This is a genomic window from Flavobacterium sp. LS1R10, assembly GCF_003968825.1.
Classification (GTDB): Bacteria; Bacteroidota; Bacteroidia; order Flavobacteriales; family Flavobacteriaceae; genus Flavobacterium.
In genome coordinates, this window is sequence record NZ_RYDH01000008.1 from 84474 (window position 1) to 100423 (window position 15950).

Annotated in this window: 13 protein-coding genes; 5 read left to right on the forward strand and 8 right to left on the reverse strand. The window is 35.7% G+C overall.

Going from position 1 to position 15950, the window contains the following annotated elements; genetic code table 11:
• Positions 1–6 precede the first annotated feature (6 nt).
• Positions 7–903, forward strand: coding sequence for a site-specific tyrosine recombinase XerD (xerD, locus tag EKL96_RS13285; RefSeq protein WP_126463183.1), 897 nt, complete (start codon positions 7–9; stop codon positions 901–903).
• A 456-nt stretch (positions 904–1359) separates the two neighbouring features.
• Here xerD and rny read toward each other — a convergent pair whose 3' ends face one another.
• From rny to EKL96_RS13300, 3 genes are all read right to left on the reverse strand, one after another.
• Complete coding sequence (gene rny / locus EKL96_RS13290; RefSeq protein WP_126463186.1) at positions 1360–2925, reverse strand: ribonuclease Y; 1566 nt, start codon at positions 2923–2925, stop codon at positions 1360–1362.
• A gap of 208 nt (positions 2926–3133) precedes the next feature.
• Positions 3134–3427, reverse strand: coding sequence for a cell division protein ZapA (locus EKL96_RS13295; RefSeq protein WP_126463188.1), 294 nt, complete (start codon positions 3425–3427; stop codon positions 3134–3136).
• A gap of 8 nt (positions 3428–3435) precedes the next feature.
• Positions 3436–3726: a hypothetical protein gene (locus EKL96_RS13300; RefSeq protein ID WP_126463190.1), complete on the reverse strand. Its 291-nt coding sequence runs from the start codon at positions 3724–3726 to the stop codon at positions 3436–3438.
• 178 nt (positions 3727–3904) lie between these two features.
• Here EKL96_RS13300 and EKL96_RS13305 point away from each other — a divergent pair, with 178 nt between their 5' ends.
• The 3 genes from EKL96_RS13305 to EKL96_RS13315 all read left to right on the forward strand — a co-directional run bounded on the left by EKL96_RS13305 (position 3905) and on the right by EKL96_RS13315 (position 8928).
• Entirely contained in the window at positions 3905–5599 is a 1695-nt protein-coding gene (locus EKL96_RS13305; RefSeq protein WP_126463192.1) for a M23 family metallopeptidase, read from the forward strand.
• Between the two features lie 15 nt (positions 5600–5614).
• Positions 5615–8083, forward strand: coding sequence for a carboxypeptidase-like regulatory domain-containing protein (locus EKL96_RS13310; RefSeq protein WP_233579314.1), 2469 nt, complete (start codon positions 5615–5617; stop codon positions 8081–8083).
• 122 nt (positions 8084–8205) lie between these two features.
• Entirely contained in the window at positions 8206–8928 is a 723-nt protein-coding gene (locus tag EKL96_RS13315) for a hypothetical protein (protein ID WP_126463194.1), read from the forward strand.
• Positions 8929–8939: 11 nt separating this feature from the next.
• Here EKL96_RS13315 and EKL96_RS13320 read toward each other — a convergent pair whose 3' ends face one another.
• The 5 genes from EKL96_RS13320 to EKL96_RS13340 form a co-directional block, all read right to left on the reverse strand.
• The gene (locus EKL96_RS13320) at positions 8940–9641 is read right to left on the reverse strand and encodes a hypothetical protein (RefSeq protein ID WP_126463196.1); all 702 of its coding nucleotides are present in this window, start codon (positions 9639–9641) and stop codon (positions 8940–8942) included.
• An 86-nt stretch (positions 9642–9727) separates the two neighbouring features.
• Positions 9728–11557 carry an ABC transporter ATP-binding protein gene (locus EKL96_RS13325; protein WP_126463198.1) on the reverse strand — a complete coding sequence of 610 codons (1830 nt, stop codon included), beginning with the start codon at positions 11555–11557 and terminating at the stop codon, positions 9728–9730.
• Positions 11557–13284, reverse strand: a complete 1728-nt coding sequence (locus tag EKL96_RS13330; RefSeq protein ID WP_126463200.1) for a phospho-sugar mutase — start codon at positions 13282–13284, stop codon at positions 11557–11559. The genes EKL96_RS13325 and EKL96_RS13330 overlap by 1 nt, the downstream gene beginning before the upstream one ends.
• Positions 13285–13898: 614 nt before the next feature.
• Complete coding sequence (locus EKL96_RS13335) at positions 13899–14852, reverse strand: glycosyltransferase family 2 protein (protein ID WP_126463202.1); 954 nt, start codon at positions 14850–14852, stop codon at positions 13899–13901.
• Positions 14853–14857: 5 nt separating this feature from the next.
• Positions 14858–15388 (reverse strand): DUF4199 domain-containing protein, encoded by a 531-nt coding sequence (locus tag EKL96_RS13340; RefSeq protein WP_126463204.1) that lies wholly within the window; start codon positions 15386–15388, stop codon positions 14858–14860.
• 243 nt (positions 15389–15631) lie between these two features.
• On the opposite strand from EKL96_RS13340, the gene EKL96_RS13345 reads away from it, so the two are divergent.
• Positions 15632–15883 carry a type B 50S ribosomal protein L31 gene (locus tag EKL96_RS13345; RefSeq protein ID WP_126454388.1) on the forward strand — a complete coding sequence of 84 codons (252 nt, stop codon included), beginning with the start codon at positions 15632–15634 and terminating at the stop codon, positions 15881–15883.
• Positions 15884–15950: the final 67 nt, after the last annotated feature.

Sequence of the window (15950 nt, forward strand, 5' to 3'; positions counted from 1 at the left end):
GTGTTTATGAATTGGACTGCTTACATAAAAAGGTATCAATCGTACTTAAAAATTGAGCGCGGTTTGTCTCACAACACAATAGAAAATTATTCGTTTGATGTACAACGATTGTGTCTTTTTTTGACTGAAAATAAAATGGAAGTTTCACCAATTCAAATTGATGAAGAAGTACTTCAACAGTTTATTTACAGTGTTTCAAAAGAAGTGAATCCCCGATCACAAGCCCGAATTATCTCGGGTCTTAAAAGTTTTTTTGGTTATTTAATGTTTGAGGACTATCGAACAGATAATCCATTAGAACTTATAGAAACACCCAAAACGGGCAGGAAACTTCCAGATATTTTATCTGTTGATGAGATCGATACTCTTATTGCAGCCATTGATTTGACCTCTAATGAAGGGGAACGCAATTGCGCTATGATGGAAACCCTTTATGGTTGTGGGCTTCGGGTTTCGGAATTAGTGGCATTAAAAATGTCCGACTTGTTTTTTGAAGAGGGTTTTATAAAAGTTACCGGAAAAGGAAACAAACAGCGCTTTGTACCTGTAGGGGATTATACTCAAAAATTCATCATTATCTACAGGGATACAAAAAGAAATCAACTGAATATAAAAAAAGGTTTTGAGGATACGTTGTTTTTAAATAGAAGGGGAAGCCAACTGACAAGAGCCATGATTTTTACGATAATCAAAAATTTAGCGTCAGTCATAGCGTTGCACAAAACAATTAGTCCACATACCCTGAGGCATTCTTTTGCCACACACCTTTTAGAAAATGGGGCTGATTTGCGTGCAATACAACTGATGCTTGGTCATGAATCAATCACCACAACGGAAATATACGTACACCTTGACAGAACATTTCTTACTCAGGTTCTAAATACTTTTCACCCAAGAAAGTAATATTTTTATTAGTTTAACCTGTTGAGTGTAATTAGTTTTTGATGGAAATTTTCGTCAGTTCGAGTGATCCCACTTTTAGGCGGGATTAATCGAGAACTAGAAAATTAGTATTAATAACGATTCTCGATACACGTCACTTCGAGTGCGAAGCGTATCGAGAAGTTTTGTTCCGTTTTACTCTACAAAAATACTCGAACTGACGTTTTAAACAATTGTACCCAACGGGTTAGTGTAGTTTAGTTGAAATTTTATAAAATTGATACTTTTTTTATGTTTGAATAAAAATAAAATCTAAATTATAATCGCATTTAAATGATATAAAAAAGTAATTATGATTTTGATGTTCCCTAAAACGAAAATTACCAAGAGATAAATAATTTTTAAAAACCGTATTTTCAGTGCAAAAAAAAACTTCTCCGTATGGAGAAGTTTTTTTGTTTCTTATAATTGAATAAATTATTTAGCAATATTCACAGCTCTTGTTTCCCGTATTACGGTTACTTTAACTTGGCCCGGATAGGTCATTTCTGTTTGAATTTTTTGTGAAATATCAAAAGATAAGGTAGCCGCATTTTCATCCGAAACCTTTTCGCTCTCTACGATAACCCGAAGTTCTCTACCAGCTTGAATGGCATAAGCATTTTTCACACCGCTGAAGCCGTACGCTACTTCCTCAAGATCTTTTAGACGTTGTATATAAGAATCCAAGACTTGTCTTCTTGCTCCTGGTCTTGCACCTGAAATAGCATCACAAACCTGAATGATCGGGGATAGTAATGATTTCATCTCTATCTCGTCGTGGTGAGCACCAATGGCGTTACAAACCTCTTCTTTTTCACCGTATTTCTCAGCCCATTGCATTCCTAATAAAGCGTGTGGTAAATCACTTTCAGCATCTGGAACTTTACCAATATCGTGCAATAAACCAGCTCTTTTAGCCAGTTTTACGTTTAAGCCAAGTTCAGCTGCCATGATTCCACATAGTTTAGAAACTTCCCGGGAGTGTTGCAATAAATTTTGTCCGTAAGAAGAACGGTATTTCATGCGTCCTACTACTTTAATCAATTCAGGGTGTAATCCGTGAATTCCTAAGTCTATAACGGTACGTTTACCCACTTCTATAATTTCATCGTCAATTTGTTTGGCAGTTTTTGCTACTACTTCTTCAATACGAGCCGGGTGAATTCTTCCGTCAGTCACTAATTTATGTAATGCTAAACGTGCAATTTCTCTTCGAACCGGATCAAAACAGGAAAGGATAATCGCCTCCGGGGTGTCATCTACAATGATTTCTACTCCTGTAGCTGCTTCCAGTGCACGGATATTTCTACCTTCACGGCCTATGATTCGTCCTTTTACATCATCAGATTCAATGTTGAATACTGAAACGCAATTTTCTACTGCTTCTTCGGTTCCAACTCTTTGAATGGTGTTGATGATTATTTTCTTAGCCTCTTGTTGTGCTGTAAGTTTCGCCTCTTCAATCGTGTCTTGTATGTGAGACATTGCTTTGCTTTTAGCCTCGGCTTTAAGTCCTTCAATCAATTGATTTTTTGCTTCCTCTGCGGATAAGCCGGAGATTACTTCCAATTGTTGCAATTGACTCTTATGAAGTTTGTCCACTTCAGCCTGTCTTTTGTCTAAGATATCTATTTTAGAGTTGTATTCTACCGTTTTTGCTTCAAAATCATCATTTACTTTTTTAGCTTTTGATAATTCATTTGAAATTTGAGATTCTTTGTCCCGAACTCTTTTTTCTATTTCAGCGACTTTTTTATCACGAGAAAGGATCACTTGCTCATGTTCTGATTTTAATTCAATAAATTTTTCTTTCGCTTGAAGAATTTTATCCTTCTTTATATTTTCAGCTTCAAGATTGGCATCTTTAAGAATCGATGCGGCTTCTTTTTTTGAATTCTTAATCAAGTTAGAGATATTGCTTTTTTCTATCATTTTTGCGATGGCAAAACCGCCTGCAATACCTATAATTCCCGTAATAATAATCGTTAATATGTTGTCCATGTTTGTTAAAATTTATAAATAAAAAAGCCTACATTAGTTGTGTTGAATAAACTCGGAAAGACAAGTTTTGAGCTAACTCACTGTTCAAGTTTCCTCGCCGGGGCGTGGCATGCTTTAGTAGTGATGATTTGCTCATTCTAAATTGTTAGTGTTGAGTTTACCAAATGTGAACTAATGTAGGCAGTATCTTAGTTTTTGTAAAGAACGTTTATTTGTCGAGATATTGATCTAAAACCGCATTGATTTTTTTAATTCTTTCAATGGTTTCTTCTCCATCAATTGCATTATCAATTTGTTTTTGTTCCGTTTGTGAGGCAAATTGCAGGGCACACATTGCTAAAACATCCTGCTTATCACGAACGGCATAGTTTTCTTCAAATTGCTTTATCATTTTATCAATTTTTTTTGAAGCACTTCTCAGTCCTTCTTCCTGTGAAAGATCAACCGTTAACGGGTAGACTCTGTCTGCAATTGATATTTTAATTTTAAGCTTTTCGTCCATATCTTTTATTAGTCTGATAGCTGGGCTATACAATAATCAATTTCGCGAATTAATGAATTTATTTTAAACTTGGTATCTCTTTTATTATCGTCACTGCCTAGTAATGCATTCGCTACTTTGAGTGTTTCATACTGCGTTTTTAAGGCCTCAATCTGTTGTGATTGAGTTAGTATTATAGATGCAGTTTTTGTTAATTCGTTTCTTAAATCTTGATTGTTTTGTTCCAAACTTTTCATTTTTATGAAAAGTTTTTCAACTTTATTTTCAAGAGTATCAATAATTTCTGCAATTGCACTCATTATATATTCTAATTCATTACATAATCATACAAAGTTAGTATTCCTTTTTAATTTTGCAATATTTTATTATTTTTTTTGCATTTATTTAGTTAAATAACAGTTAAACAATTGATTAGGAACTGTTTTTTTTTAGAACTGTTTTTGCATACTTTTTTTTACCTTAGCAAAAATGTAAACAATGAAATTTTCTCTTTATTTAGTATTTTTTTGCAACTTTGTTTTTGCGCAAGCGGAGTATCCCAAAGATTATTTTAGGTCTCCATTAGACATTCCGATGCAATTGTCAGGGAATTTTGGAGAATTACGACCCAACCATTTTCATGCAGGATTTGATTTAAGAACCCAGCAAAAGGAGGGTTTCAAGGTGTATGCAGTAGCCGATGGGTATGTGTCCAGAATAAAAATTTCTACTTTTGGTAATGGAAAAACAATTTATATTAATCATCCTAATGGTTTTACATCCGTTTATGGGCATTTAAAAATGGCCAATGGTGCCATTGAAAGCTACATCAAAAACAGCCATTATAAAGAGGAATCATTTGAAATTGAAATGTTTTTTAAACCCGATGAAATGCAGGTTAAAAACGGGGATGTTATCGCTTTTTCTGGTAATACAGGATCTTCTCAAGGTCCTCATCTGCATTTTGAATTTCGAGATTCCAAAACGGAGTTCATAATCAATCCCATGCTTTTTGGCTACGATACATATTTAAAAGACACTAAAAAACCAATTGTTTCAGCCGTTTACGTGTACCCTTTAGATTCAAAAACAACAGTTAACCATTCCAAACGACCAATAGCCCTCAATGTTTCGTTACAAAAAGATGGGACATACCTGTCTGATAAAGTAACCGCAAATGGCGTGATTGGTTTTGGTATTTCCGCTTCTGATAGTGATGATGTCTCGTTTAATGTTAACGGAGTGTACAAGGTGCACTCCTTTTATAATGGGAAACCAAATTTCGGGTATAAATTCAATACCTATTCCTTTGATGAGATGCGTTACATTAATGCTTTGATTGATTATCCCAGATATAAAAAAACGCAACAACGGGTTCAGAAACTTTTTATGAAAACTCCGTATAATTTGAGCATTATTCAAGCCGATGAAAATAAAGGTGTGTTGCAAATAACGCCAAATTTAGCTTCGTTGTATCGCATTGAAGTGTCGGATTTCTTTGGAAACAAAAAAATAATAGCGATTCCTATTCAATATGATTTATTGCCAACGGTTATAAGCCCGGAACCTGCGGTGTCAAATTATTTTGTGAACGCTAACGTAGATAGCAATTTTGCTTTAGAGAACATGTCAGTTTTCTTTCCTGCGGGAACATTTTACGATGATTTTAATATGAATTTTGATGTAAAAAACGACATTTTATGGTTGCATGATGATACCGTTCCTGCCCATAGTAATTTTACTGTTTCTATTGAAGACACAAAAGCTACGGAACTGCAAAGAGAGAAAATGTTTATTGGCAGAATCGACGGAAAAGCTACAAATTACAATCCAACATATAGAAAAGACAACGTATTTAGCACCAAAGTCAAAATTTTGGGCAAATATGCTTTGGTTTCTGATACCGTTGCTCCTAAAATCACCATGAATGCACCTGTAGAAGGAAAATGGATCAGTACACAAAAAACGATTCAGCTTTCTATATCCGATGATTTGTCAGGCATCAAATCATACAATGGGTATTTGAACGGAAAATGGGTATTGTTTGAATATGATAATAAAATCAGAAAAATTACTCATTATTTTAGTGATGGGATTGTTGCTGAAGGCGCCAATGATTTAAAAGTGGTAGTGACGGATAATGTAGGAAATTCAACTACCTTTGAAACGCATTTTTTTAGAAGTCAAAAATAATAAAAGCCAAACCATTTGAGCACGAATCGATTATTACCTGTATTCTTTTTTTTTCTTCTGAGCCTTACTGCAGTAGCCCAAACGGCTAGGATCAAAGGGGTGATTTTGGATGAAAACAACCAGCCTGTGGCAAGCGTAAATGTTTCGTATTCCGGTAGTGGAACAAGCTCCAATCAAAATGGATTTTATGTGCTAAAAGTTCCTGAGAATAAACAAGTTACGCTTGTTTTTACACATGTTTCGCTGAAGAAAATAACGGTGACTTTTGTATTGGAACCAAAAGAGGAAAGAGAATTCAACCCTGTAATGACGAATCGGAAGGAGCAAATGGGAGAAGTTATTATAACAACAAATAACAGAAAACAGATCCAGGGAATTACTACAATTGAACCAGAAATGATCCGAAAAATTCCTGGGGCTAACGCCGGTGTCGAGAATATTTTGAAAACATTGCCGGGAGTAAACTCAAATAACGAATTGAGTACGCAATACGCCGTACGCGGTGGTAATTACGATGAGAATTTAGTTTATGTGAATGAAATTGAGGTCTATCGTCCGTTTCTAATTCGGTCGGGGCAACAAGAAGGGTTGAGTTTTACCAATACGGATTTAGTGCAAAATGTTGATTTTTCAGCGGGTGGTTTTCAAGCGAAGTTTGGAGATAAATTATCCTCGGTTTTAGATATTACGTATCGAAAACCGATTAAATTTGGCGCAAGCCTTGAAGCGAGTCTTCTTGGCGGAAGCCTTTCTGTAGATTTGGTTTCCAAAGATAAAAAATGGTCTGCGGTTACGGGAGTCCGCTACCGCAACAACAGTCTTCTGGTGAATAGCCAGGAAACACAAACAAATTTCACGCCTTCCTTTGCAGATATTCAAACCAATATAAATTATAATGCTTCGGCGAAATGGCAATGGAGTTTTTTAGGTAATATTTCCCAAAACAAATACCAGTATCAACCATTAACCAGACAAACTAATTTTGGAACTATAGATAATCCAATGCGTCTTTCTGTTTTCTATGAAGGACAGGAAAAGGATCAGTACGACACGTATTTTGGCGCGGTGAAAACAACCTTTAACGTTTCGGATAATTTTACGTTGAAATTTATTGGTTCTGTTTTTCATACTTTAGAACAAGAATATTTTGATATTTTTGCCCAATATCGCTTAGGCGAAGTGGATTCCAGTATTGGTTCTGAAACCTATGGCGAAGTCGCTTTTACAAGAGGAATTGGCTCCCAGCTCAATCATGCCAGAAATGACTTAGATGCACTGATTGTTAATACGGAAATAAAAGGATTTCAGGATTGGAAAGAAAGCCAATTTGAATGGGGAATAAAGTATACAAGAGAATCCATCCGGGATCGAATTATAGAGTGGGAGGTAATCGATTCAGCCGGTTTCTCGTTGAATCCACCTGTTATTGATTTGCCTAAAAACGATCAGCCCTACTCGCCTTACACAGGACCGTTAGTGCCCTACCAAGACATTCGTGCGACTAATTTTAATTCGATCAATAGATTTTCAGGCTATGGCCAATGGAGTTTGAAAAGCACTATTGGCAGGAGTGAAGTTTGGTATAATGCCGGAGTCCGGATGCATCAATGGGAAGTATCAGGTGCTACTATAATTGGTAAATCCCAAATAACGATTAGTCCCAGAGCACAATTTGCCATAAAGCCGGATTGGCAGCTCGATATGATCTTTAGACTTTCCGGAGGTTTATACCATCAACCTCCGTTTTACAGGGAACTGAGAAATGCAGATGCACTGGTGCAGCCCAATACCAAGGCGCAACAATCCATTCATTTTGTGATTGGGAATGATTTTAGTTTCACGATGTGGAATCGCCCTTTCAAACTAATATCTGAGTTGTATTACAAATCACTGTCGGATGTAAATACCTATACGATTGACAATGTGCGCATTAGGTATGCCGCTAATAATAATGCTACAGCGTACGCGCAAGGAGTAGACATTCGGTTAAACGGGGAATTTGTTCCCGGAACCGAATCATGGTTTAGTTTTGGGTATTTGAAAACAGAGGAAAATAGCAATAACCAGGGTTTTATCGCAAGACCAACAGACCAGAGATTAAAATTTGGTCTGTTGTTTCAGGATTATATGCCCAATATTCCAAGTATTAAATTGTATTTGAATTTAGTGTATAATACGGGATTGCCGGGAGGTTCGCCGTCCTATGCAGATCCTTATGCATACCAAAACCGATTGAATGATTACCGCCGTGTGGATGTAGGTTTTTCTAAAGTTTTTATAGATAACACAACAGTAAAAAAGAATACGGGTTGGTTTAAAGATTTTAAAGAGTTGGCGGTAGGATTGGAAATTTTTAATCTTTTTGACAATCAAAATGCCATTACGAATACTTGGGTTCGCGATGTATATTCTAAAAATCAGTATGCAATTCCTAATTACATGACTACCAGAGTTTTTAATGTGAAATTGAGTGCTAAATTATAGTAGTATGCGATATGTCGTATTTTAGATAAAAGTCGGGCTCTATTTTAATTAGATAAATCGACAACGGAATACGATTGTCATTTTTTAAAAATGATTATATTTGAATTTTAAAGCACAGCATCATGAAAAAAATACAGATCACTCTTATAGGAATAGCCGTTCTGCTTTTGACCAGTTGTAAAGAAGAGGTTGAAAAACCTAAAGTAACTTACGATGGAACGAGCAAAGCAAAGGTAATTGCCCGAGTGGATTCTACTCAAATACAAATTGCTGACTTACCATTGCAAATGGAAGGGACGGATTATTTGATTCATCCTGTGGCCGATTTAAGTATCCGTGAAAGAGGAACTAAAGCGCGATATGGATCTTCGAGTGTAAATGATTTAAGTTTTACGATTTCTAATTATGGTGAATTTGAAATCACCGGTTTTTTGCAAAATTTAAAATTTCAAAAAGTAGATTCGGATTCCATCAGGAAATTGACAGACAAACCTGTTTTGATTCAAACAGCGACGTATTTGAAGTCCGTTGCTGACAAAACCAATAACCAGATTATGGTCTATACGATGGTCGATGTGGATACTAATAAAGATGGAAAACTAGACACAAGCGATATTAAGGCCTTGTATTTAAGTGAAATTAGCGGCAAGAAGTTCACAAAGATGTCACCCGATTTTCAGGAATTGATCGATTGGAAATTGATCGGTTCCAAAAATCGTTTGTATTTTAGGACCGTTGAAGACACTAATAAAAATGGTGAATTTGATAAAAAAGATGTCGTGAATTATTACTATATCGATTTGTCCAATAAAGAGTGGAAAATAATTGGGTATGAGCCCGTTTAGAGGCAATGATTTTAGATCAAAATATCACTTTCCAAGTCTGATTTTTCAATGGTAAAATTAAATCCCAGTTGTTTCACTAACTGAATGACCAGGTTTTTATACCAGTTTTCGGATTTGGGATGGATGTATATTTTTTCAATTAACTGATTGATGTCTACATTGATTTTTAAACCATCATTAATTTTTATATCGCTTTCTCCAATGTCCGTGATGATGCGCACTTCACCTTCATATTGAAAACTTTTTCGCTTGAACAAAAAAGGAAAAAATAGATCATTAAACGGGATGTGTTCTTTTTTGTAATCAATATAATTTACTTTCCCAATGTATTGATTGAAATTTGTTTCCGGAGCAAGTGCTTGCTGTAAACGCCCAATCGTAGATTGAATGGCTAAACCTTCACTGTTTTGCGTGAAAATTTGCCACATAGCAAATGATTCATACTCGTTGATGTGCCAGCTGCTAATCGCTACTTTTTCCCGATGTGTTTTATAGTAGTTTAAAAAGTCAGGATTGTCAATAGAAAGTTTTTTTATTTCCTCAAAAGTAGGCTCGCTAAAAGTGCCTTCGTATTGATCTTCAAATTTATCGGATCGGGACATAAATAGTTTTTGTGACAACAACAAGTCCAGAAACTTAGATAAATCGAGGTATTTCCAAACAACAGTATTGGGGTCCTCGGGAAGATTTATGTTTGGATTATTAATGTACATTTTTAATTTAAAGATTTAAAAATCTGTCAAAATCATGTTTTTACTGTCGCAAATTCATTTCATCAGCGTATCATAAGACGCAAGAGTTATTCGAATGACTGCATCGTCACTAATTTATGATAGGTTCCATCAAGAGCAATTAATTCGTCATGTGTTCCTTGTTCTACTATTTTTCCTTTTTGCATCACCACAATTTTATCCGCTTTTTGAATGGTTGATAGTCGGTGCGCAATCACAATCGAAGTTCGGTTTTGCATCATGTTCTCTAAAGCGACTTGAACGAATTTTTCGCTTTCGGTGTCCAATGCTGATGTGGCCTCATCCAGAATCATAATTGGTGGATTTTTCAAAACGGCTCTGGCAATCGATAAACGTTGTTTTTGACCTCCGGAAAGTTTGTTTCCACTGTCGCCAATGTTAGTGTGAATCCCTAACGGTAAATCTTTTACAAATTCATAGGCATTGGCAATTTTCAACGCTTCGATAATTTCCTCATCGGTTGCGTCTAATTTTCCCAGGGCAACATTGGCTTTGATCGTATCATTAAACAAGATGCTGTCCTGCGTAACCAAGCCCATCAAGCCCCGAAGCGATTTTAAACTAAAATCTTTTATGTTAACTCCATCAATGGTGATTTCGCCTTCACTGGTGTCATAAAAACGGGTGAGCAAATTGGCAATGGTACTTTTTCCGCTCCCAGATTGCCCAACAAGAGCCACCGTTTGACCCTTTTTTACTTCAAGAGTAAAGTCTTTCAACACATTCTCTTTTTCGTATTTAAAGTTAATGTTTTTGATTGTGATATTGGAATCGAAAGTGTTTTTTTCGATTGCATTTTCTTTTGAAGTGATTTCGTTTTCGACTTCTAAAACTTCAAAAACTCGTTCTGCAGCGGCTAAACCATTTTTCACGGCATACGATGCTTTCGAAATGGCTTTGGCAGGAGTAAGAATGTTGAAGGCCAGCGTAAGAAAAACAATAAAAGCGGCACCTTCAAGGGTTTTGTCAATTAAGACTAAGTTTCCACCATACCATAGCAAGGCAGCAATAGTCGTAATTCCTAAAAATTCGCTCAATGGCGTTGCCAAATTATTTTTGTCGCCTATACTATTGGATAAATTCAATAATCGGGTTACCGAATCGTTGAATCGGTTTTTAAAATTAGGTTCGGCATTATAGCTTTTAATCACTTTTAAACCACCTAGGCTTTCATCAACTATTGAAATCAGAAAACCACTTTCTTTTTGTGCCTGTAAAGATTGTGCTCTCAAGTTTTTAGCGATTTTTGAAATGATAAATCCCGAAATCGGAATAAAGATCAAAACGAAAAACGTTAGTTCAACGCTTATGAAAAACATGGTGACTATTGCAAAAACAATCGTTAATGGTTCTTTTACGATAAGTTCCAGTATTGAGAAAAAAGAGTTTTGAACCTCATTGACATCGCCCAGCATTCGCGCCATAATGTCTCCTTTTCTTTTTTCGGAATAATAGGATATGGGCAATTCAACTATTTTATCATACATTGATTTTCGTAAATCGCGTAATACACCATTTTTAAGGTGCATGATGTGATGCGAAGCGAGGTAATTGAATAAATTTTTGAATAAAAAAGTGACAATGACTAATGAAACGACTAATAAAAGCGCAAACTGAGCACTATTGTCTTTTGTTAATTCGGTTATTTTAAAATACAAAAGATCAGTTCCGTAGTCTTTTATATTCCCTATTCCGGTATATATTGGCTCTTTTTCTACTGTTTTGACTTTGCCAAAAAGCACCTGAAGTACTGGAAGCAGCGTCAACATTGAAATGGTACTAAATAAAGCATACAAAATATTGTACACCACATTCCAGATAATATGTGTTTTGTATGGTTTTGTAAAGGGAATTAATTTGATTAAATTTTTGTCCATTAGTTCAATTGCATTGCAATAATAATATTTTTAATTTTCTCGTTCAATACGGTTTCTACTTCCTGAAAATCTTCTACTGAATATAGTTCAGCATTTACACTGATGTAGAATTTTATTTTTGGTTCCGTACCGCTTGGTCTGGCACAAATTTTAGACCCGTCTTCCGTGTAATAAATCAACACGTTCGATTTTGGAATGGTCATTGTAGACTCGGATCCGTCCAAAAGGTTTTTAGCGATTGATGATTGGTAATCTTCCAGCATAATCACGCGTTGTCCGTTGATCTCTTTCAGTGGGTTCTCCCTCATGTCAATCATCATCTGATTGATTTCCTGTAAACCATCCATTCCTTTTTTAGTCAACGAAACCAAGTGTTCTTTATAAAATCCGTTATCAACATAGAGTGTTAATAATTCTTTGTACACCGTACTTCCTTTGGCTTTAGCCTGAGCTGCAAGTTCGCAAATCAATAAAGTAGCTGCAACAGCATCTTTATCCCGTACCGCATCGCCCACCATGTAGCCAAAACTTTCTTCACCACCACCTATGAATTCCAATTCAGGAAAGTCTTTAATCATTTTGGCAATCCATTTAAAACCAGTCAAACCCACTTTGCATTCTACATCGTAGTTTGTCGCTAATTCCATCATCATAGGTGTGGAAACGATCGTAGAGCCCACAAATTGTTTGCCGTTAATTTTACCTGCTTTTTTCCATTGTTCCAATAAAAATGCAGTCATCAAAATCATGGTTTGATTCCCGTTTAGCAACGTCATTTTACCTTCATTGTCTCTAACGGCAACTCCCAAACGATCACAATCAGGATCCGTCCCAATAACAATATCCGCATTTACTTTATCGGCAAGTGCTAACGCCATGGTCAAGGCTTCCGGTTCCTCCGGATTTGGCGATTTCACAGTAGGGAAATCACCATTGGGTACTCGTTGTTCTTCCACGATATTCACATTTGGATACCCCGCTTGCGCCAAAGTATCAGGAACTAGTTTTATAGAGGTTCCGTGCAAGGAAGTAAATACAATATTCAGCTTTTCTTTGGCTACAGCCGAAGTTCCAAAACTAGCATTTTCGACCGTCGATTGGATAAAAGCCGTATCAATTTCCGTATCTATATAATGAATCAAATCTTCATTGGCAGTAAACTTGATCTGATTGTAATTTAAATTTTCAATGACAGTAATAATTCCTTCATCTTCCGGTGGCACAATTTGTCCACCATCTTGCCAGTACACTTTGTATCCGTTATATTCCGGCGGATTGTGTGATGCCGTAAGCACAATGCCACACTGGCACCCCAAATGTTTCACCGCAAAGGATAATTCTGGTGTAGGTCTCATCTCCGAGAACAAGTACACTTCAATCCCATTGGCACTAAAAACATTCGCAACTAACTTAGCCAACGTATCGCTATTGTGACGGCAATCATAAGCAATAACCGCTTTCAAAGGCTGGTTTGGAAAGACAGTGTGCATATAATCCGAAAGACCTTGCGTGCTTTTCCCAAGCGTATATTTATTGATCCGATTGTTTCCTACGCCCATGACACCGCGCATTCCGCCGGTTCCAAATTCCAGGTTTTTATAAAAACTTTCCTCCAGCTCTTTTGGTGATGTAGTCATCAATTCAGTAATTGCTTCCTGAGTCGCAGCATCAAATGTTGGCGTAAGCCATTCATTTACGGCGTCTAAAATGTGTCGTTTAATTTCCATTTTTATAAATTTTTCGGAGCTTTTTTCTGCTATTCATTTCAATCTTTTTTTCGGTAAAAACCTCAAAAAAGGATTTCCATTGCTATCAGGGCTAGTACTCGTTTTTTCAAAAATTATTTTTTGTACCCAATTCTATTTCGTTCAGAATCCTTTTGAGCCGTATTACCTTTATTTACCAAATAATTTAATACGTTGTAAATATCCAGACTCGAGTCTGAAAGACGAACAGGCGAAAGCAAATTGATTTTCTATTGCTTTTTTTTAGACAATCAAGAGCATTGCGATCCCTTGTTCTGTAAACGCAAAAGGCAAAGCAACACTAATTATTGCTTTTTTAGGATATCACAGCTTGTGATACCCATTAGTTTGTCTCAGTTGCGGTCAGCATAAACATGAAATTTTTGGGGAATCGAGAGCGGTTTCTTCGTACGACTTGCTATAAAATGCGTGTTTCAACATTGTATAACAAGGCTAAACCAAAATCAAGCATCACGTTGAATTCTCTTATCTCCACTATTTTTTTGTGTATAATTTTTAATTCTATAACTTCTAAATGTTTGAGGTCACAATTTGGGACCTTAAAAAAAAATAATTATACAAAAAGATTGATCTCGTTAATTCAGTTCTTTCGAAATTTTATAGCGTTCCTCATTGTTTTTTGTTCGCAAAATAATTTCGCCCAGAAAGCCAGCTAAAAACAATTGTGTTCCCAAAACCATTGTCGTTAGCGCAATATAAAACCAAGGATTATTCGTTACCAGGCTATAGCGCATGTCATTGTACATGTGGTATAATTTGGAAACACCAATATATCCGGCAAGCATAAACCCAATGATAAACATCAATGATCCCATGGCGCCAAATAAATGCATCGGTCTTTTTCCAAAACGAGAAAGAAACCAAATGGTAATTAAATCCAGGAAACCATTGATGAAACGTTCCATTCCAAATTTTGTTTGTCCGTATTTTCTAGCTTGATGCTGCACTACTTTTTCACCAATTTTTCCAAAACCGGCATTTTTTGCCAAAACCGGAATGTAGCGGTGCATTTCACCCGAAACTTCGATATTTTTTACTACAACATTTTTATAAGCTTTCAATCCGCAATTGAAATCATTCAATGCTACACCAGAGGTTTTTCTGGCAGCCCAATTGAATAATTTAGACGGAAGGTTTTTTGCCACTACGGAGTCGTAGCGTTTCTTTTTCCATCCGGAAACCAAATCATATTTGCCATTGGTGATCATATCGTACAAACCTGGAATTTCCTCCGGGCTATCTTGTAAATCGGCGTCCATGGTGATAATTACATCACCCTGCGCTTTTGCAAAACCAGCATGCAACGCTTGTGATTTTCCAAAATTTTTCATGAAACGAACTCCCTTTACATGAGGGTTCTCTTGGGCAAATCCTTCTATAAGTGTCCAGGAATTATCCGTGCTTCCATCATCCAGAAAAAGGATTTCATAAGAATAATTATGAGATTGCATCACTTTGATAATCCAGCGGTAGAGTTCATTAAGGGATTCCTCTTCATTAAGAAGCGGTATGAGTATAGATAAATTCATTACTTTTATTCTTGTGTAGTGTTACTTTTAAAGAATGCTGCCATGATTAATCCTAATATGGCACAAAAAAAGAGTACGAAAACAGATCCTTTTAATTGTTCAACGATCGAATACGGATCCGTTTCTCTTAATTTTGAAACGGTTTCATTCAATGAGGATGCCGGAACCCCAAACTGTTCAGACGTACTAATTAAATATTTTATGGTTAAGTCTAAAAGAGTCTCCTTTACGGAAGGATCAATAAAATTAAATAAAATGATTTTAAAAACAACAGAAATAAGAACGGCAACCACTGCTGATATAAAATAGGTAGTAAAGGCCTCTTTAAAAGAAAGAATGCCATTTAATTCCTTTTTTGTTTTTGACAGCATTATGATAGGAACGATTATAAAAACAGAGAAGCTTAAAAGGGTAGTCCACCATGCGATGAATAATTTGATATCTATAGCGTACATAACAGCAGTTATCAATGATAATAGTACTCCTGCAATTACACCGTAGGTTACACCGTTTTTTTTAATTATTTCGTTGATCATTATGTGTTGTTTTAGAATTAATCTACAAATATAACAATTCCCAATATATTCGGGACTAAAAATCACTTTTTACGATTATATAAAAAAAGTGAGACAAAGATTTGTTTATTGGAAAAAAATTGTAAATTTGCAGACTCAAAATAATAGTGTAAAAACAAAAAGTTATAATACATTTATACCTTTTCTGTCAGAAGAAAAGCTTCAAAATGACTTATAGCCAAACAAATAAAAAAGAATAACAAGATGAAAAAAGGTGTACACCCAGAAAATTACAGATTAGTTGCTTTTAAAGACATGTCAAATGAAGATGTTTTTATCACTAAATCTACTGCAGATACAAGAGAAACGTTAACAGTTGACGGAGTTGAATATCCAGTTGTAAAAATGGAGATCTCCAGAACTTCTCACCCTTTTTACACCGGTAAATCTAAACTTATCGATACTGCAGGACGTATTGATAAATTTAAAACGAAATATGCTAAACACGCTAAATAATAAAAGCTTGTTTTTAATTATAGTAAAGCCTTCCTCCCGATACTTCGAGATGGAAGGCTTTTTTTAT

What these genes read in the sequence shown, in the direction of transcription:
- xerD (WP_126463183.1), top strand. Translation starts at nt 7, where the DNA reads ATGAATTGGACTGCTTACATAAAAAGGTATCAATCGTACTTAAAAATT.
- rny (WP_126463186.1), bottom strand. Translation starts at nt 2,925, where the DNA reads ATGGACAACATATTAACGATTATTATTACGGGAATTATAGGTATTGCA.
- EKL96_RS13295 (WP_126463188.1), bottom strand. Translation starts at nt 3,427, where the DNA reads ATGGACGAAAAGCTTAAAATTAAAATATCAATTGCAGACAGAGTCTAC.
- EKL96_RS13300 (WP_126463190.1), bottom strand. Translation starts at nt 3,726, where the DNA reads ATGAGTGCAATTGCAGAAATTATTGATACTCTTGAAAATAAAGTTGAA.
- EKL96_RS13305 (WP_126463192.1), top strand. Translation starts at nt 3,905, where the DNA reads ATGAAATTTTCTCTTTATTTAGTATTTTTTTGCAACTTTGTTTTTGCG.
- EKL96_RS13315 (WP_126463194.1), top strand. Translation starts at nt 8,206, where the DNA reads ATGAAAAAAATACAGATCACTCTTATAGGAATAGCCGTTCTGCTTTTG.
- EKL96_RS13320 (WP_126463196.1), bottom strand. Translation starts at nt 9,641, where the DNA reads ATGTACATTAATAATCCAAACATAAATCTTCCCGAGGACCCCAATACT.
- EKL96_RS13325 (WP_126463198.1), bottom strand. Translation starts at nt 11,557, where the DNA reads ATGGACAAAAATTTAATCAAATTAATTCCCTTTACAAAACCATACAAA.
- EKL96_RS13330 (WP_126463200.1), bottom strand. Translation starts at nt 13,284, where the DNA reads ATGGAAATTAAACGACACATTTTAGACGCCGTAAATGAATGGCTTACG.
- EKL96_RS13335 (WP_126463202.1), bottom strand. Translation starts at nt 14,852, where the DNA reads ATGAATTTATCTATACTCATACCGCTTCTTAATGAAGAGGAATCCCTT.
- EKL96_RS13340 (WP_126463204.1), bottom strand. Translation starts at nt 15,388, where the DNA reads ATGATCAACGAAATAATTAAAAAAAACGGTGTAACCTACGGTGTAATT.
- EKL96_RS13345 (WP_126454388.1), top strand. Translation starts at nt 15,632, where the DNA reads ATGAAAAAAGGTGTACACCCAGAAAATTACAGATTAGTTGCTTTTAAA.